This is a genomic window from Alkalihalobacillus sp. CinArs1, assembly GCF_947387515.1.
Classification (GTDB): Bacteria; Bacillota; Bacilli; order Bacillales; family Guptibacillaceae; genus Guptibacillus.
In genome coordinates this window covers 1,398,197-1,415,886 of record NZ_CANDOB010000001.1, presented here as the reverse complement: position 1 = coordinate 1,415,886, position 17,690 = coordinate 1,398,197, and the positions used below count along the sequence as shown (strand labels likewise).

Sequence of the window (17,690 nt, the reverse complement as noted above, 5' to 3'; positions counted from 1 at the left end):
AAGGTGAAGCTGCCGGGGATTTGGCGTTGTTTTAGTTGCAAAAAATAGTTTGATTCGGGGGAATGAATGAAGTGAAGAAAGCGTTAACGATTTTGTCGTCTGTCGTGTTAGGTGCTAGTTTACTAGCGAGTCCTGCTGCTTCTGCAAATGGTCAAACAGATGTAGATAGCATAAAGAAGGTTTCAAAGGAGAAAATGCTTGAAGAACGCGTTGAGTTACAGGGGTACGACGAGTGGGGCTACTATTTAGAAGAAGAGCCAAACGATAGTTTTAATCAAGCAAACGCGATTAAACTCGATGATTATGCCATCGGAACATTCAATGATCAAGATAAAGATTTCTATAAAGTCGAAATTACTGGGGATCAAGAAGTTGATTTCATTATTTCTCTTTTTTCAACTGAAGAGGATGGCACTAAGATGAATTTGAACGTGAACCTTTATGATGAAGCGAAGCAAAAGCTTGAAGGTGAATATGAAGAAGTAGACCAGTATGGTTATCTTTCGATTGTAACCGTTCAACCAGGGGTATATTATTTAGAAGCATCAGACCTTGCCAACCTTAATAATGGTGAGGAATATATGTTGAATGCTTATGTATTCGAAATGGAGCCTGAGATCGATCGCGTAAAAGGGAAGGACCGTTATCATACAGCCGCAGCGATTGCGATCAGATCACATGGAGGCTACACAACTGAGAACGTGGTCCTTGCGACAGGATCAGATTTCCCTGATGCACTAGCAGGTGCACCACTCGCTTACATGATGGATGCACCGATTCTACTAACGGGAAAAACAACGTTACCAGCCATTACGGAGACAACGTTGGAACTGCTAGAAACCACGAATGTTACGATCATCGGCGGGAAAGGTGTTATCTCTCAATCAATTGAGGATTACTTAACAGATGAATTAGGGATTGAAGTAAACCGAATTTCTGGAAAAGATCGCTACGAAACTGCTGCAGCGATCGCTAAAGAACTTCCACCTTCAGATACAGCAGTGGTTGCATACGGAAAGAACTTCCCGGATGCATTAGCGATGGCACCTGTTGCTGCGCAAAACTGGATGCCAATTCTTTTAACAGAAAAAGATAGCATTCCTGCAGCAACAAGCTCGGCTCTTAAAAACTATAAGAGCAGCTTTGTCGTAGGTGGAACTGGCGTTATCAGTTCAAAGGTATATGATCGACTCCCAGACCCAGAACGAATTAAAGGGAAGGATCGCTATGCAACGTCCTTAGCCATTGCAAAACGTTTTGATCTTGATAATCAGTTCGTTAACATTGCAACAGGAGCAAGTTTCGCAGATGCGCTCACAGGATCAGTGTTTGCAGCAAACTTGAACGAACCGCTTTTGCTAACTCCTAAACATAACCTGGATCCAGATGTGAAACAGTTCTTCATCGATCAGGATACGCACTACTTTAGAATATTTGGTGGAACAGGTGCTGTAGGTGAAGGCGTAGAAGCTGATATTTGGAGTATCTTTGAATAATTTTCTGTAGACGTTAAATTCATAGGAACGAGTACCCAGTAACCATAGGGGTACTCTTTTTTTATTTCAAAAAGAATTCCTCAAGTTATATTTTCCTAGTAAAAACGAGTAATAGAGAGAATCCTAATGGTTTTGTCCAATAAATTGGGAAAACGGGTGAAAAGTGTTACAAAAATTACGATTGTTACATTTGCATTACAAAACGAGTGTGATATAGTGGATTAGGAGTTAATAAATGGAATTAAATAACCTTGGAAGGAATGAATCTAGTGAAAAAAACGATCGGTATCTTATTCTCGTTACTTTTGGTAGCTAGTATACTAGCAAGTCCAGCTGCGAGCGCTGCGACAGGTAGCCATGTAGATGTGAAAACGAAAGATGGTAAGCAAGGTTCTAATGTAGTTTCACAGGAGCAAGAACCAAATGATTCGTTTGAAAATGCGAATAAGATCGCGTTAGAAGAATCCTATAAAGGAACATTTACAAAGGATGATAAAGATTACTACAAAGTAACGATTACTGGTGACGAGCCAGTTGATTATTCACTAGGTCTAAATAAAGAAGATTATTCAGTGAAGGAAATGGATCTTAACATCGTACTCTATGATTCTAGCGAGAAGGTAGTCGAACCTTACAAATCAGAAACGGAATACACTCATTTTTATGGAGTATATAAACTAACCCCGGGTGTTTATTACATAGAGGCATCGGATTTAGCGAATGTGGATAATGGCGAAGCATACATTCTTTCTCATGACATTGTTGTTCATGAAATGCCATATGTTGACCGCGCAAAAGGTAAGGACCGTTATGAGACAGCGGCCTACATCGCTTATCTGCAAACATTAGAAGGTGGGGGAAAACCGGATAACGTAGTACTTACAACAGGTGCTAATTATGCTGACGCGCTTGCAGGTGCGCCACTTGCATACCACCTTGAAGCCCCAATCCTGTTAACGATGAAGAATGAGCTTCCAGACGCTACGAAGGGAGAATTAGACTTCCTAGAGGCTAAGAAGGTTACGATTGTTGGAGGGACAGGCGTCGTTTCAATGGATGTAGAGAACTATTTGAAAGAAAAGCTTGGTCTTCAAGTTGATCGTATCTCAGGAAAAGACCGATATGAAACGGCAGCTGCAGTAGCTGCAGAGCTTCCAGAGACAGATACTGCGGTTGTGGCTTATGGAAAGAACTTTCCTGATGCATTATCCGTTGCTTCTGAGGCAGCTCGAAATGGGATGCCAATCTTGTTAACAGACACAAATAACGTTCCAGAAGCTACAAAGAAAGCACTAGAAAACTATGAAAAAAGCTATGTAGTAGGTGGAAAAGGCGTAATCAGTGAGGATGTCTTCAACAATGAATTGCCTGAACCAACGCGTCTGTCAGGAAAAGATCGCTATGCCACTTCTATTGCGATTGCCAATGAATTTAAAAACGATAAAAACTTTGCAGTCGTTGCAACTGGAGAAGGCTTCGCAGATGCTTTAACAGGGTCTTTGCTAGCAGCTAATTTTTCACAACCACTTCTTTTAACACCGAAAGAAAAGCTGGATTCGTCTGTAGCAAGTTACTTTAAAGAGCATGACACACGTTATTACACCATTCTTGGTGGTGAAGGTGCAGTTAGTAAAGAGGTAGAGATCGATATCTGGGAATTAATAAAATAACGAATGAAAAAGGGTCAGGTACGTACCTGACCCAATAAACAATTAAACTATTAAACGGAGGGAGCATGAAAGTGAAAAAATCGATCGGAATACTTTCCTCAGTTGTGATGGCGACGAGCTTACTAGCAGGTCCAGTCGCACATGCGAAGGGTAATCTGCCAAATGACATGGAAGAGTATACATATATTAATGAAGTTGAGCTCAATGATACGTTTAGTAGTGCAAACCAAACTCTTTCAAACAAAACGGCTGTTCACGGGACTTTTTCTGAAAGCGATGTGGATTATTATAAAGTGGAAGTCGGTGGAGAAGGGTATCAACAATTGCTTTTAGCTTTATATCCAGACGGGGTTAATGAAACGGATATGAAAATGCACGTAAACGTTTATAACAGTGATAAAGAAGAAGTTCATCCGCATTCTGCGTTTAATATGTTTTCTGGAACATATTTTGTAAAGCCTGGTACTTACTATCTTGAAGCTCAAGACTTAGCGAACATTAATAATGGGAAGAAATACGAATTTGTAACGTATGTGACAGGGGAATCAGAAGATGTTGTACGCTGGACTGCTGGAAAAGATCGATATTGGACGGCTGCGCATATAGCGATCGAATCAAGAGCTTATGGGTACGCAGAAAATATCGTACTAGCATCGGGTGAAGATTTCCCAGATGCTCTAGCTGGGTCACCGCTCGCTTACCATCTTGACGCTGAATTGCTATTGACACAGAAAGACAAGCTGCCATTAGCAACTGAAAAAGCGTTGGAAACATTCAAAACTAAGAATGTAACGATTATAGGTGGAACAGGTGCTGTTTCAAAAGAAGTTGAGAACTATCTAAAGAATGAACTGAACATGAACGTTGATCGAATTTCAGGAAAAGATCGCTATGCGACTGCTGCTGCTGTTGCTGCAGAGCTTCCAGATTCAGAGAAAGCAGTGGTTGCTTATGGCAGTGACTATCCTGATGCGCTCTCCATCGCTCCTTATGCAGCCAAAAACAGCATACCTATTCTTTTAACTGGAAAGAATGAGACTCCTGAAGCCACAGAAGAAGCACTTAAGAATTACGGCAAATCAATTGCTGTAGGCGGTACGGGTGTTATAAGTGAAAACGTATTTAATAACCTGCCTGACGCTGAACGAATCTCAGGAAAAGATCGTTATAGTACATCGGTCGCTGTAGCAGAATATTTCGATTGGACAATCCCTACGGTTAACTTTGCTACAGGTGAAGGATATGCAGACGCACTCGCTGGGTCGATTCAGTCGGCAAAACTTGGCGCTCCAATGGTGCTTACACCTAAGGACAAGCTCGCTCCATCAACAAAGCAGTATCTTAAAGAGAATGAAGCGAATTACTACAGGTTGTTTGGAGGAGAAGGAGCAATTTCAAAGAGCGTCATAGATGAGTTGGTTGAAATTCAGCAAGGTAAATAAATAGTGAGAACCAGACCACCGTCTGGTTCTCTCTTATTTGGAATCTATTTTATATCGACAGTAACATGGGGGATAAAAGCAGTGAAAAAATCAAATAAACGAATACTAGTTTTATCATCATTAGTTGCACTCATTATCATCTTTGGAAGTGTATTCATGACACGATCAGAAGAAACGACTGGGACAGCTACTCAGAAAGAAGAACCAGCTGATCTTGCAGCTCAATTAGAGCACGTAGCGGAAATAAACGCAGAATATGGTTTTCGAATCGGTTCAACTGACATTGTAGACGTTCCATTAGATAAAGTCCCGTACGTCGGTGCTGTCGTGCCACTAGAGCCTGATGAGCCAACAGATGAGAATGGGATTGTAATGTATAATCAAGAAGGTGAGCTGCATTACCATCCTTTGAAAATAGGAAAATATGCAAAATCCTTTCTAGTTAGCTATGAAAAGAAAAAAGAAGATGCATTTTTAGAAAAAGCCATTCTACATGGAGATAAGCTATTAGAAATGGCTGAAGAACATAATGGCGGACTTTATTTTCCTTATACCAATAATTTTGACCTGCATGGATTTGGAGAAGATATAATGGAAGGACCTTGGTATTCGGCAATGACGCAAGGTCAAAACCTCTCGACATTTACAAGGTTATATAACTATACAGGTGATGAGAAATATTTAGATGCTGCACATAAGGTGTTTCAAAGCTTGAAAAATCTTAAGAGCGAGAATGATGTGTGGGTTTCATTAGTAGACGATGAGAGTTACTTATGGCTAGAAGAGTTTCCTCGTGAAGAGCCAACCTACGCACTGAATGGCTTCCTATTCGCGATTTTTGGGGTGTATGATTACTATTTATTGCAGCAAGATGAGGAGACAGAAAGTTATCTAAAGGGTGCGATCACTACTGTTAAACACTATCTTCCTGTATATCGAGTGGAAGGGGAAATCAGCTACTATTGTCGCGATCATCATGTGCAGAGCGACCGTTACCACATGATTCATATCGCTCAACTTGAGTATTTAAATCGAATTACAGGAGGTTCTTACTTTGAAGAGCAAGCTTCAAAGTTTAGAGCTGACTTTGAACTATCATCGTAAATGAGAAGGGGTCAGGCACGTTCCAAGAACGTGCTTGATTCCACTATTAAACAGGTAAAGGGAGAACGAATCTAGTGAAAAAATCGATTGGAATCTTATCTTCAGTTTTGATGGCCACAAGCTTACTTTCAGGGCCCACGGTCCTTGCAAATGGCGAATCAAAATCAAATCAGCATAACTACATAGATGAAGTAGAAATAAACGATACGTTTAGCAGTGCAAATCAAACACTGACAAACAAAGACTACGTACATGGTACTTTCTCTAAGGATGATAAAGACTTTTATAAAGTACAGGTAACGGGTGAAGGCTATCACGATTTAGCGATACTTCTTTCGCAAGAAGATGGAAGAAAAAAGGATATGAAGATGCATGCAAACGTATATAACAGTGATAAACAGGAAATTCATCCTTTTCATGTTGATCCGACGTTTAGATCCTGGTATTTGGTTCAAGAAGGGACGTATTACATCGAAGCGTCAGATCTTGCCAATATGAACAATGGTAAGAAATATGAGCTGAATGCATATGTACCAAAGGAAAATGAAGGGGCGATCTATCGAATCTCAGGAACGGATCGGTATGAGACTGCTGCAAAGATTGCGATAAACTCACGTGCATATGGCAGAGCTGAACACATTGTTCTTGCATCAGGCGAGAATTTTCCGGATGCCCTAGCAGGATCACCTCTCGCATATCACCTCGATGCTGAGCTTTTATTAACTCAGAAAGACAAGCTGCCAGAAGCAACGGAATCAGCATTAAAATCGTTTGAAACGAAAAAGGTCACGATCGTTGGTGGAACGGGTGCGGTGTCAGAAGATGTTGAGGATACCCTTGAAACGAAACTAGGTATCGAAGTTGATCGTATTTCAGGAAAAGACCGCTACGCAACCGCAGCTGCTATCGCATCAAAGCTTCCAAACACGAACAAAGCTGTCGTAGCCTACGGAAGCAACTTTCCGGATGCACTATCGATCGCTCCATACGCTGCAAAAAGTAACATGCCTATTCTCTTAACTGACACAAAACGTATTCCTGAAGCTACAGCCACGGCTTTAAAAGCGTATGAAGGAACACTTGCTGTTGGAGGAACAGGTGTGATCAGCGAGAAAGTGTTTAAAGAGTTACCTGATGCCGAACGAATTTCAGGAAAAGATCGTTACAGTACGTCAGTTGCGATCGCTGAATATTTTGATTGGCCAACACCTTCATCTAACCTAGCAACAGGAGCAAGTTTTGCAGATGCTCTCGCAGGTTCAGTTTATTCAGCAAAACAATCAGCACCATTGCTGCTAACGCCAAAAGATGAGCTTCATGCAGCCACGAAAGACTATTACCAGAATAATAGAATGCACAAGTACACACTTCTTGGCGGCAAGGGAGTATTATCTGAAGGTTTATATGAAGAACTTGCATCAGATCAAATCAAACATACTAGCGAAATAAACGAAGACTATGGCTTCCGTATCGGGTCGACTGAAATCATAGAAGTGCCATCAGATGAAGTTCCATATATAGGAGGAGTTGTGCCATTAAATCCCGATGAGCCGACAGATGAGAATGGGATCGTACAGTACAATCAAAATGGTGAATTGTATTACCATCCTTTAAAAATTGGACGCTATGCAAAATCCTTTCTCATTAGCTATGAACAAACGAATGATGAAGCATTTTTAGAAAAAGCAATCTTGCATGGAGATAAACTACTAGAAGTAGCTGATGAATATAACGGTGGGCTCTATTTTCCTTACGAAAATGATTTTGATCTGCATGGGTTTGGTGAGGATATTATGGAAGGAACGTGGTATTCAGCAATGGCGCAGGGCCAAATCCTTTCATCATTCACAAGATTATATCAGGTCACTGGTGAGGAAAAATATCTTGATGCAGCGCATAAGACGTTTCAAAGCCTAAAGAATCTTAGAAGTGAGAATGATGTATGGGTTTCGATGATCGATGATGAGGGTTACCTATGGCTAGAAGAGTTTCCACGAGAAGAACCAACGTATGCCCTTAATGGTTTCTTATTCGCGATTTTTGGTGTGTATGATTATTATTTGCTGCAGCAAGATGAGGAGACAGAACGTTATCTGCAGGGTGCGATTACGACAGTAAAACACTATCTTCCTGTCTATCGAGTCGAAGGTGAAGTTAGTTATTACTGCCGCGATCATCATGTCCAGAGTGTTCGCTATCATATGATTCATATCGAACAACTGGAGTATCTACATCAGATCACCGGTGATCCTTATTTTGAGAAGCAAGCTTTGAATTTCAAGCAAGACTATGATGTAGAGAACTAAATTCTACTAATCGTGCTAGAGAGAATCAGACTATTGTCTGGTTCTCTCTTTTTTTATGTTAATTAATGGAATGTAAGGGTATTAGTAGAAGGCATACATTATTACTCGAGAGGAATGAACGATTTGAAGAAAATGATTGGTGTATCCGCGGTATTTTTAGCTGGAAGTCTCGTGATAGGTACCTCTACTTTAGCAACGAACGGTTCAGGAGATGAGAAACAAACGTCATCTGTTACAAATCAGGGAGCCGTTGAATACAAGATTCTCAATGAAAATGAGCCAAATGATTCCATTGATGAAGTGAATCAAACCATTACACCCTCTGAAAATATGCGTGGAACTTTTTCAGAGGGTGATAAAGACGTCTTCAAATTGAAGGTTAGTGAATTCAAAGACGTTGAACTTTCAATTTACCAGACGGATGGACAAATTTCTGACATGGACCTCCATGTCAATCTGTACGATATTAATAAGAATGAAATCAAGCCGCATCATGAGTCGACCGAGATTAGTTTCAGTGCAGTCTACGCTCTAGCTCCAGGAACTTATTACATAGAAACGATGGATCGTGCCAATCTGGCTAATGGCAAAGAATATGAACTAAATGTCCTAGAATATGAACAAGTTGAACCTTATATCGATCGAATTGCAGGAGAGGATCGCTATGATACTGCGGTGAAAATCGCTATGCATGAACGGATTGAAGGAAAAGCTGAGAATGTCGTTCTCGCAACTGGAGACAATTTTCCTGATGCTCTTGCAGGAGCACCACTTGCACATCACCTCGATGCTCCGATTCTATTAACGGAGAGAGATACGCTTACGAAAGTAACAGAGAAAGCGTTGGAACTGCTGAAGACTGAGAAGGTAACGATCGTTGGAGGAAAAGGTGCGATATCAGAAGATGTCGCGAGGTATATTGAAACTGATTTAGGTATTGCTGTAAATCGTATTTCAGGGAGCGATCGCTATGAAACGGCAGCGGCGATAGCAGAAAAGCTTCCGACTTCAAATGAGGCTATCGTAGCATACGGTAAGGACTTTCCTGATGCACTCTCCATTGCGCCAGTGGCTGCGCAGCTAGGGATGCCGATCCTGCTGACTGAAACTGATACCATTCCAGCGGCAACAAGTGATGTACTTTCTGATTATAAAAGTACATTTGCAGTAGGAGGAACGGGAGTGATTGGAAAAGGCGTATTTGGTAGTCTACCAGACCCTGAGCGGTTAGCAGGAAGCGACCGCTATGAAACGTCAGTTGCGATTGCAGACTACTTCGGACGAGACTCGCAATCTCTTACCCTCGCAACAGGATCATCCTACGCTGACGCTCTCACAGGCTCAGTTCTCTCAGCCAAGTTCAGTGAGCCGATGCTTTTAACACCAAAGGCAGAGCTTGATCCAACAATAGAGGCGTACATTGTAAAGAATCATAAATACAACTTCACAATATTAGGTGGAACAGGAGCTGTAGAGAAAAGTGTAGAAGAAGATATAATGAAATTGTTTGAATAGGTAAGAGGTGGGGTCAGGCACGAGCCTATCTCACCTTAAAACAATTTTTGAAAAGGAGGCAATTCTACATATGTTAATAGCAGGAAAATCCCTTCAAGATTGGAAAATCAAATATCCTCTACTAGACAACCTCATTCAATACAAAGAAGTATTTTGGCAAAATCCAAGCAAGGGTTTCTCACCCTCAGGACTTGATTTAACACTCGAAGACATTAAGGAAGCAGAGGCGCGCTTCGAACGATTCGAACCTTATTTTAAAAAGGTATTCCCTGAAACGGATGGCGTGATCGAATCGCCTTTAACCGAGATCGACGAAATGAAAACGGCACTTGAAAAGGAGTACAGCACAACAATAAAAGGGAAGCTCCTACTCAAACAAGATGACCGTCTTCCGGTCGCAGGAAGCATTAAAGCGAGAGGCGGCTTTCATGAAGTGATCAAACATGCAGAGAAGCTCGCACTCGGTCATAACATCTTATCGAAAGACGATGACTATAGTGTGCTAGCTGACAAAAAGTTTGAAGAGTTCTTTTCAGCATTTTCGATTATGGTAGGTTCGACGGGAAACCTTGGCCTTAGTATTGGAATTTTACCTGCAAAACTTGGATTCAACGTTACGGTACATATGTCGAGTGACGCCAAGCAGTGGAAGAAAGATTTACTGCGAGAAAAGGGTGCAACCGTAATCGAGCATGAAGGAGATTTTAGTGTAGCGGTCGATGCAGGTAGGGCGCAGTGTGAAGAAAAGCTCACCTGTTACTATGTCGATGATGAAAATTCGAAAGATCTCTTCATGGGGTATGCAGTAGCTGCATTACGCTTGAAGAAGCAGTTAGATGAACGGAACATACAGGTTAATGAAAATAACCCTTTAACGGTTTATCTCCCATGCGGTGTAGGTGGAGGACCGGGCGGCATCGCCTTTGGACTCAATCAAGTCTTCGGTGATCACGTACATTGTTATTTCTCAGAGCCTACGCATTCACCGTCAATGCTGATCGGGTTAATGACGAACCAGCACGACAAGGTATGTGTGCAAGACTTTGGCATCGACAACCTGACAGCTGCAGACGGCCTTGCAGTGGGTCGCCCATCGAAGTATGTAGGTCAGCGGGTGAAGACATATATTGATGGTGTGTATACGATTGAGGATGAGAGGCTGTACCGCCTCCTGCATATGCTCTATAACGCAGAAGGAATCAAGCTCGAGCCATCCGCACTAGCAGGAATGATAGGTCCTGTCCATGTAGCGAAACAAGGTAGCGGGAAAGGGACACATGTTGTGTGGGCGACTGGTGGAAGGTTAGTACCAGATGCGGTGTGGAAAGAAGATTATGAAAAAGGGAAATTGTAAAGCAGTGGTGCCGGAGTGGGGCTAGCTCCCATTCCGGCACCGCTGACAATTCACCCATTCTGCTGATCCTTTGACTTCGATTCTGAAATCCTTCCAAGAAAGAAGCCATCGACTTCCGTGAGTTTGCCTCTCCATAGGATGCTTCCTTTCGATGGAGTAGGTTTCGTATCTCCGCAATACACCCTCGCATTTTTCAAATGAATGAACTGTGCATCCTTAACACTACTGCCTTCAACAGCTTCCCCAGCCTTCGTTAATTCTTCACTTAGTTTCTGAGAAACGTCACCTTCATCTTCAAACGATTCGCTTAGTGTTGAAAAGTATTCACCTGCAGAAACGAGGGTGCCTGTCACCATCGCGCCTTTTAGATTCAACGTGATGTCTAAAGAGAAGTCGTGCTTGTTCGATGCTTGTACGAAAAATTCAAGAACACTGTCTTTTTCAGTGATAGCAGCTGTTTCAACGCTCATAATGTTATTCTCCCTTCAAATTAACGGTTAGTACCGTGGTTTCGCCTCGCTCGTTTCAAGTCTTCTTTCAAGCTGTTCAAGTCTTTCATGCAGCTTTTTATTTTCCTCCTCAAGCGCCTTTGTGTTCTGGTCGGCTGCCTTCGAACTTAAGTAAGGATCGTTTTCCCACCAATCCATTCCGATTTCCTTCGCTTTATCAACCGAGGAAACGATCAAACGAATTTTAATTGTTAAAAGCTCGACATCCGCAATTCCAACGCGAATATCACCAGCAACAACGACGCCTTTGTCCAACACTTTTTCTAATACGTCGACAATCGTATTCGATTGTACCGGGTGTTCAACTCCCATCGTGACACCTCCACATCTCCATGAATATCAAAGCAAGCTTCCTAGTGGACCGAGATCGATGTTCAGGTCTTCCGCTTCAAGACCGAATACATCACGTAACTCTTCCATTTTTTCTTCTAACGTCATAAGAGCAACGCCAAGATTTTCAACTTGCTCATCGGTAAGGGAACCGCCTTCGACGCGCCTCATCGCATTTCGTTCAACGATTTGCCTTAGTAATTCAATTACCGTGAGAACAAGCTGCGCTAATCCTTTTTCAGCATTTTCTTGATCGATATTAATCCTTCCATCTGTCGACTTGGCCAGTTGCATGAATCAAATCCTCCCTTTCTTCATCAAATTGTTCCGAACTAAGTGCCCCCACCTGCTGCTCGACAAGCGTTTCAACAGATGAAATCAACACTCGTAAATCTAAGTACACGAGATCAACGCCCGCAATGGATATAAGTAAATCGCCCTTAATGGCAACGCCCTTGTCGAGAATCACATCTAGAATATCGATCAGTGCAATGTCTTTGTTTTCGAGGGACTCTTTCACAGGCATGGCGCATCCTCCCTTTTTTATGAAGTGAAACTAGAGAAATGATAGGCAGGCCAAGGACCTGAGGCCTCGAATTGCCACCCTGAGGCGGTGAATTTCTCTTCATATCCCTTAAACGTTTTAATGAAGGCTTCCACCTCATCTTGGGGAAGGAGAAACACACTGTTCCAAGCCATTTTTTCTTGTCGTCCCGTCACGTCTTTGTTCCAGTTTTTCTTGATGTTCCCTAAGATCGAATGTGTTTTTAACGCTTCATGAATTCCTTCACAGAATGAGGTCTTTTCATTCTCAAGCTCCTGGTCGATGTACTGATCCATTTTCTTACGCTCGAAAAACTTTTTCCCTGGCGAAAGCGCCTCGATTTCTTCCCGTTTTGCTTGTATAGAAGGACTTTGTTCGCTAATTTGCTTTCGCAGCGCTTCATCATCGCAGTAGATCTTCACGTTCCATTCTTCATTGCCTTCTAATAGGGAGAAAGTTTCCCGCAGCTTTTCCTGGTTGCTTTCGACGGTGTTTCGCAAACTGTCTTCTGATTTATACAGAGTACAAAATTTTAACGGAATTAACGTATAGATTTTGGTAAGCTGCAGCACCGTTTCATGGTGGTGAAATGCTTTTTCCTGAAGCCACTCTACATCTTGATCCATCTTTTCTTTTATCGTTTCTTCAGACGCCGCGACATCGCACACGATTGCGGTCACATCACCGATCGAAATCATGTATAGTTCGCGATCACCATCGAATCCTTTTAAAGAGGGGAGCGGCTGGTTAGATTCACTTGTTGGAATAAAGCTATATAAATAGAGAAGACTCATCGGTTACCCTCATTTCTTTTTCGTTAATTCTTCCCACTGTTCCATTTCTAAACGCTTCGCTGTCTCGTAACGCAGGAGCAGCTCTTCTTCTTTTTCTTTATACGCTTCTTCAGGAATTTCGCCTAGCTCGTACATCATCTGCAGCTGAATTAACTTTTGCTGAATCGTAGGCAGGTCGTATAGTTCTTTGTCTGCTTCTTCTTTTATTTTCTCACCGACTTTGATCACAAGGTTGATGGGTGAGGTCACCAGTTTATGGATCATGCACCTTCTTCAACCTTCAAGCGAATATTAACGAAGTTGTAGGCAGGCCAAGGCCCGGTATAACGAAACTCAACTTTGTCTTTCCACTTATCATGCGCCTCATTGACCACTGCATCGAATGCTTCCTCTTTTTCCCGGTCAACGAGGAACGAAGCGTTCAATAACATCTTTTCTCCAATCGGATCATTTGCTTTTGAAGCTTCAGCCGTTTCATCTAATGGGTTAAAAATGTCTTCTTTGATTTCTTGTTGAAGGGAAGCGAAAAGCTTCTGCGCCATTCCACCGAGCTGAATTCGTTCGTAGTAGCCAGCCGCTTCAGATTTTCCTTTTACATTAGAAGCCATCTTTTCAACCTCTGGATTTTCGTTCACTCTTGATTCGAGCCATTCGCTCTTGCCGATTACTTTTAGCCCAACTTCAATCTTCCCTTTGATGGCAGGAAAAAGCTTTTCGAATTGAGGGTAAAGGTTTTCGAGAAGAACTTTTACATCTTCCTCTGAATGAAAGACGTTCCCAAAGCTGATCGGAAGGACCGTATCACTTTTTTCCATCACACGAGAAACGGTGCTCTGATGCATCATCAGATTATCTTTCTTCGGATGATAAATTTTCATCGGTACTTCCGCTGCAACCATCGCAGCGTCTTGATAGTGAATCGTAAACGTTTCATGATCGACGCCTTCGATCGTCACTGCGCCGAATTGCTGTTTCTTCTCTGTTTGAATCGCACAAAAAATATAAATGCCTGTGTCTTGGCTCATTCTTAAACCGCTCCTTTACGACTGGTGTCTCATATTGCTGCATGCCTCTATGATGCGTTCTTCCGCATCGGCGATCGGATTCTCAGAATCCAATTCCCGGCTCAACCCATCGCCTAAAATGTCGATGCATAAGCGCTGAAAGTCTTGGTGATTCCCTTGAATTGGAATGTCTGCTTCCTCTGTAAGACGGGCGATCATGAGAGAGGCGCGTATGCTTGGCCCGTGGTTCTCATTTGAGTAGTGGCTCCGGATTTGGTGCACAAGAGACGTGATCGCTTTCGCTTCATCTGAAGAAAGATCGAATTTATTCTCAAGAATGCGAGCCTCTTTGTCAGTATCATTTAACGTCATGTTGATCGTAATCAAGCGATCGCGCAGCGCATCCTGCGTCTCATAAACGCCTGCATATTCTGCAGGGTTGCTCGTGAAAATAACCGCAAACTTTGGGTGAACACGAACGAACGGTTCGGTTGCTTTTGTGCCGTATAGAGGGAGCACGCCTTCTTCCAAAATGGATAGAAAAAGATTGTTCGTCGACGGCTTTGACCGAGTGAACTCATCGTATACGAGCGTATACCCGTTCTTCACCGCTTCAAGTAACCGCCCGTTCCGCCACTGTTCAGAAACGTTTTCATCCTTTTTGTAGACTGAGCGAACGTACTGGTCGATCACGGTCTTACTTGAGTAACCCGTAAAATTCCCTATCAAGTCCCGATTGTTTAACTCATGATTACCGTGCATCAACATGACGGGTCGCTTTCGCATTTTAGCTAGTGCAAGTGCAACCGTTGTTTTCCCAACCCCTGATGGACCGGTGAAATGAACAGGGTACCCTGCTTCAATGTAGGTTAGCGAGCGGTCGATAAGCTTCTTAGTTGCGTCGTCTTCAAGTAATGCATGTTTATCTTTTTTCATCTTTTGGGTTAAAACTGACATCGTGTCGACCTCCTGATCTCGCTATGCTTCCTCGCCAATCGCACTGCGATAACGAACGTCTCGGCGTTTAAACGACGTGACTTCTTTGTTTTCATTTAAAAGGACATCGTATGAGCCGACCAATTCATCCTTTGCATATCGCTTCATATATTCTTTTTCTTCAATGACTTCAGCCGTAACTCTCCAGCCTTCGTTTTCATTCGCCTCAACTGAGGTAATCTTATGAACGGGAGCAACGTTTTCATTAAGAAACTCGGCAACATTACCCATGATCTGTTTAATTTCCATAGTGGCCTCCTGCAAACGTAATGGAAGGGAAAGGTGCCTTCTTAAGACACCAATCCCCGTTTGAATTAAATACTAAATTGAGGGCTGCGTTCGTTCTGCTGATTCGCTAGTCCATTCTCTTGTACGTCATCACGAAGTAACCCAACCGCCTCCGCGTAACGTAACCATGTATCTACACTTGCGATGACGACACGTGCTTCAACTGTTAAAATTTCAATACCTACAACTGAAACTCTTGCGAACGCATCGATTACGATTCCTTTATCGAGGATGCGATCGATTACCTCTGCAAGACTTGAACTTTCTGCGCTTTTTTGAATAGCCATGATGTTCTCTCCTTTCAGTAGTTACGAACTGATCGTTTTGATGTCTTTGGATGTTTTAATGTTCTGGTAACTCTTGATATTCGTAGAGCTTTTGATGTTTGTTGAACTCTTGATGTCATGCACGCCTTTAATCGTTTTACTTTCGCGAGAAGAGGAGACTTCCTCTTGAAATGCATCACCAGCTTCCTTTGCCGTCGACACCTTTTCTTTTACAGATAGAAGAGCGTCCTGCACTTTTTCTTTCGCTTTCTCTGCCGTGCTGTGAACCTTGGAAGCATTCTCTTCTTTTGTGTTTTGAAGCTGTTCAGACGCCTGATTTACCTTTGATTGAACACCTTCCTGTACGTTTTCCTTAAACGTTTCATGCGCATGATCTTGAACCGTGTCCTTTACCTTTTCTTTAATATGCTCAGGCGTATGTTCAACAACTTTTTCCGTGACTTTATCGAGCGCTTTCCCAAAGGGTTTACTCATGAGATACCCCCTCCGTGGTACGAATTACTCAATTTTCCGAAAAATGAATCCAACGTACTACATGCTAAACTGTGCGCGCTCGTTTGATTGCTGAAGAAGACCTTCTTCCTGAACGTCATCTCGAAGTAGTCCGACGGCTTCCGCGTAACGTAACCACGTATCGACACTTGCGATAACTACCCTTGCCTCAACCGTAAGAATCTCGATCCCAACGAGCGAAACACGCGCGAATGCATCGATGACAATGCCTTTATCAAGGATGCGGTCGATCACTTCTGCAAGACTCGAACTCTCTGCACTCTTTTGAATACTCATCACGTCACTCCTTTTTAAGCTGTAGAATGCCAACCATCTCAATAAAAGAAATGGTTGGAAAGGAAAACAATTCACATGAGTATACCTCGGAAATGAATTGTTTAAACAAAGCTTCAACACTCTTTCTCCCTTTATGAAACAAATGACCTAGATGGTCCGTATATAAAAATAAGAGTAGAAGAGAGGGAGGAAACGGCACGTGGAACTATTCCTTGAGATTCTCGCAAATTTAGGTGGAATATTTGGTTTTGGCGGAGGAGAAGCGCCTGATGAAGAGAAGATTGAAGAAAACATCATCGCACTCATGGCATTCGCGTGGTTTGTAGACCTTACAAAAATGCCTGAAGCGAAGCCGCTCATCACGAAAAATGAGTCTGTTCGATATGTAATTGGGAAGATGCGGGTGAAGAAGATGAAGAAGTCACCGATGTATGAAGAGAGGATGGAAAGGAAGCTAAAAAAGGAAATGAACAAGCAGTTTGCTGTAAAATCAGGATAGATATGAAGGAAAGGTGAGGAGAAGGACAATGAAATTCTATATCGCATCAAGTTTTCAAAACAAAGCACAGGTACAAGAGCTTCGTGATTTATTAAAGAATGAAGGGTACACACATACATATGATTGGACGAAGAATGAGAGAGCGACAACGTTTGAGGAACTTGGGAGAATAGGCACTTCAGAACTCGACGCAGTGAAAGAGTCCGATTTTCTTATCGCACTTCTCCCTGGTGGGAAAGGGACGCACATCGAGATTGGCATCGCGCTTGGCCTCGGTATTCCTGTCTATCTTTACTCTGGAGAGGAGATAACGGATCCTGTCACTTCAAGTTCGTTTTACCATACGAGCGGGGTGACGATTTGTTCTGGTACATTAACAGATCTGTTTCATAAGGTCGTTCAGGAGAAGAAACATGCCGGAATACAATAAGCTAGTCAGAGATCGAATTCCTGAAATCATTTCAGAGAATGGAAAAACCTATGAAGCTATCACGCTATCTGACGAAGCATTCAAGATAGAGCTTAGAAGAAAGCTTCTTGAGGAAGTGAACGAATATCTTGAAGTGAGTTCAAATGAAGAGGCGATCTCAGAACTTGGGGATGTGGTGGAAGTGATTTGTGCTTTAGCAGGTGTTCATGGAAAAGGGTATGAGGATATAGAAGTTGCAAGAGAGGAAAAAGAGAAAGAACGAGGCGGTTTTTCTAACAAAGTCTTCTTAAAGACGGTGGATGAGTAAATTGTTTAATAGTGGGGAAGGCAGGG

The 17,690-nt window shown here is 42.4% G+C and carries 22 protein-coding genes; 10 read left to right on the top strand and 12 right to left on the bottom strand.

Annotated features, from left to right (window positions below; all coding sequences use genetic code 11):
* Window positions 1–62: 62 nt before the first annotated feature.
* The 7 genes from PFZ69_RS07230 to PFZ69_RS07200 all read left to right on the top strand — a co-directional run bounded on the left by PFZ69_RS07230 (window position 63) and on the right by PFZ69_RS07200 (window position 10,887).
* A complete protein-coding gene (locus PFZ69_RS07230) occupies window positions 63–1,496 on the top strand; it encodes a cell wall-binding repeat-containing protein (protein ID WP_270180334.1) in 1,434 nt (477 codons plus the stop codon).
* 269 nt (window positions 1,497–1,765) lie between these two features.
* Window positions 1,766–3,166 carry a cell wall-binding repeat-containing protein gene (locus tag PFZ69_RS07225; RefSeq protein WP_270180333.1) on the top strand — a complete coding sequence of 467 codons (1,401 nt, stop codon included), beginning with the start codon at window positions 1,766–1,768 and terminating at the stop codon, window positions 3,164–3,166.
* A 65-nt stretch (window positions 3,167–3,231) separates the two neighbouring features.
* Complete coding sequence (locus PFZ69_RS07220) at window positions 3,232–4,608, top strand: cell wall-binding repeat-containing protein (protein ID WP_270180332.1); 1,377 nt, start codon at window positions 3,232–3,234, stop codon at window positions 4,606–4,608.
* Window positions 4,609–4,689: 81 nt separating this feature from the next.
* Window positions 4,690–5,712, top strand: coding sequence for a D-glucuronyl C5-epimerase family protein (locus tag PFZ69_RS07215; RefSeq protein ID WP_270180331.1), 1,023 nt, complete (start codon window positions 4,690–4,692; stop codon window positions 5,710–5,712).
* 74 nt (window positions 5,713–5,786) lie between these two features.
* A complete protein-coding gene (locus PFZ69_RS07210) occupies window positions 5,787–8,018 on the top strand; it encodes a cell wall-binding repeat-containing protein (RefSeq protein ID WP_270180330.1) in 2,232 nt (743 codons plus the stop codon).
* Between the two features lie 132 nt (window positions 8,019–8,150).
* Window positions 8,151–9,533, top strand: a complete 1,383-nt coding sequence (locus tag PFZ69_RS07205; protein WP_270180636.1) for a cell wall-binding repeat-containing protein — start codon at window positions 8,151–8,153, stop codon at window positions 9,531–9,533.
* A 70-nt stretch (window positions 9,534–9,603) separates the two neighbouring features.
* Window positions 9,604–10,887 (top strand): D-serine ammonia-lyase, encoded by a 1,284-nt coding sequence (locus PFZ69_RS07200; protein WP_270180329.1) that lies wholly within the window; start codon window positions 9,604–9,606, stop codon window positions 10,885–10,887.
* A gap of 50 nt (window positions 10,888–10,937) precedes the next feature.
* Here PFZ69_RS07200 and gvpU read toward each other — a convergent pair whose 3' ends face one another.
* The 12 genes from gvpU to gvpJ (PFZ69_RS07140) form a co-directional block, all read right to left on the bottom strand.
* Window positions 10,938–11,357 carry a gas vesicle accessory protein GvpU gene (gvpU, locus tag PFZ69_RS07195; protein WP_270180328.1) on the bottom strand — a complete coding sequence of 140 codons (420 nt, stop codon included), beginning with the start codon at window positions 11,355–11,357 and terminating at the stop codon, window positions 10,938–10,940.
* 27 nt (window positions 11,358–11,384) lie between these two features.
* Entirely contained in the window at window positions 11,385–11,708 is a 324-nt protein-coding gene (gene gvpJ, locus PFZ69_RS07190; protein WP_270180327.1) for a gas vesicle protein, read from the bottom strand.
* 27 nt (window positions 11,709–11,735) lie between these two features.
* Window positions 11,736–12,020: a gas vesicle protein K gene (locus PFZ69_RS07185; protein WP_270180326.1), complete on the bottom strand. Its 285-nt coding sequence runs from the start codon at window positions 12,018–12,020 to the stop codon at window positions 11,736–11,738.
* On the bottom strand, window positions 11,986–12,252 hold the full coding sequence (locus PFZ69_RS07180) for a gas vesicle protein (protein WP_270180325.1): 267 nt from the start codon (window positions 12,250–12,252) through the stop codon (window positions 11,986–11,988). Before PFZ69_RS07180 ends, PFZ69_RS07185 begins: the two co-directional genes overlap by 35 nt.
* A 17-nt stretch (window positions 12,253–12,269) precedes the next feature.
* The gene (locus PFZ69_RS07175; RefSeq protein ID WP_270180324.1) at window positions 12,270–13,064 is read right to left on the bottom strand and encodes a GvpL/GvpF family gas vesicle protein; all 795 of its coding nucleotides are present in this window, start codon (window positions 13,062–13,064) and stop codon (window positions 12,270–12,272) included.
* Between the two features lie 9 nt (window positions 13,065–13,073).
* Complete coding sequence (locus tag PFZ69_RS07170; RefSeq protein WP_270180323.1) at window positions 13,074–13,328, bottom strand: gas vesicle protein GvpG; 255 nt, start codon at window positions 13,326–13,328, stop codon at window positions 13,074–13,076.
* Window positions 13,325–14,089 (bottom strand): GvpL/GvpF family gas vesicle protein, encoded by a 765-nt coding sequence (locus PFZ69_RS07165; protein WP_270180322.1) that lies wholly within the window; start codon window positions 14,087–14,089, stop codon window positions 13,325–13,327. Before PFZ69_RS07165 ends, PFZ69_RS07170 begins: the two co-directional genes overlap by 4 nt.
* A 15-nt stretch (window positions 14,090–14,104) precedes the next feature.
* A complete protein-coding gene (gene gvpN, locus PFZ69_RS07160; RefSeq protein ID WP_270180321.1) occupies window positions 14,105–15,025 on the bottom strand; it encodes a gas vesicle protein GvpN in 921 nt (306 codons plus the stop codon).
* Between the two features lie 21 nt (window positions 15,026–15,046).
* Complete coding sequence (gvpO, locus tag PFZ69_RS07155) at window positions 15,047–15,313, bottom strand: gas vesicle protein GvpO (RefSeq protein ID WP_270180320.1); 267 nt, start codon at window positions 15,311–15,313, stop codon at window positions 15,047–15,049.
* Between the two features lie 65 nt (window positions 15,314–15,378).
* Entirely contained in the window at window positions 15,379–15,639 is a 261-nt protein-coding gene (gene gvpJ, locus PFZ69_RS07150) for a gas vesicle protein GvpJ (protein ID WP_270180319.1), read from the bottom strand.
* A gap of 21 nt (window positions 15,640–15,660) precedes the next feature.
* Window positions 15,661–16,113 carry a gas vesicle protein GvpQ gene (gene gvpQ / locus PFZ69_RS07145; RefSeq protein ID WP_270180318.1) on the bottom strand — a complete coding sequence of 151 codons (453 nt, stop codon included), beginning with the start codon at window positions 16,111–16,113 and terminating at the stop codon, window positions 15,661–15,663.
* Window positions 16,114–16,170: 57 nt separating this feature from the next.
* On the bottom strand, window positions 16,171–16,428 hold the full coding sequence (gvpJ, locus tag PFZ69_RS07140; RefSeq protein WP_270180317.1) for a gas vesicle protein GvpJ: 258 nt from the start codon (window positions 16,426–16,428) through the stop codon (window positions 16,171–16,173).
* A 199-nt stretch (window positions 16,429–16,627) separates the two neighbouring features.
* Here gvpJ (PFZ69_RS07140) and PFZ69_RS07135 point away from each other — a divergent pair, with 199 nt between their 5' ends.
* The 3 genes from PFZ69_RS07135 to PFZ69_RS07125 are packed head-to-tail and all read left to right on the top strand — an operon-like array spanning window position 16,628 to window position 17,664.
* The gene (locus PFZ69_RS07135) at window positions 16,628–16,927 is read left to right on the top strand and encodes a hypothetical protein (RefSeq protein ID WP_270180316.1); all 300 of its coding nucleotides are present in this window, start codon (window positions 16,628–16,630) and stop codon (window positions 16,925–16,927) included.
* 28 nt (window positions 16,928–16,955) lie between these two features.
* A complete protein-coding gene (locus PFZ69_RS07130) occupies window positions 16,956–17,357 on the top strand; it encodes a nucleoside 2-deoxyribosyltransferase (protein WP_270180315.1) in 402 nt (133 codons plus the stop codon).
* Window positions 17,341–17,664: a nucleoside triphosphate pyrophosphohydrolase gene (locus PFZ69_RS07125; RefSeq protein WP_270180314.1), complete on the top strand. Its 324-nt coding sequence runs from the start codon at window positions 17,341–17,343 to the stop codon at window positions 17,662–17,664. Before PFZ69_RS07130 ends, PFZ69_RS07125 begins: the two co-directional genes overlap by 17 nt.
* The last annotated feature ends 26 nt before the right edge of the window (window positions 17,665–17,690 follow it).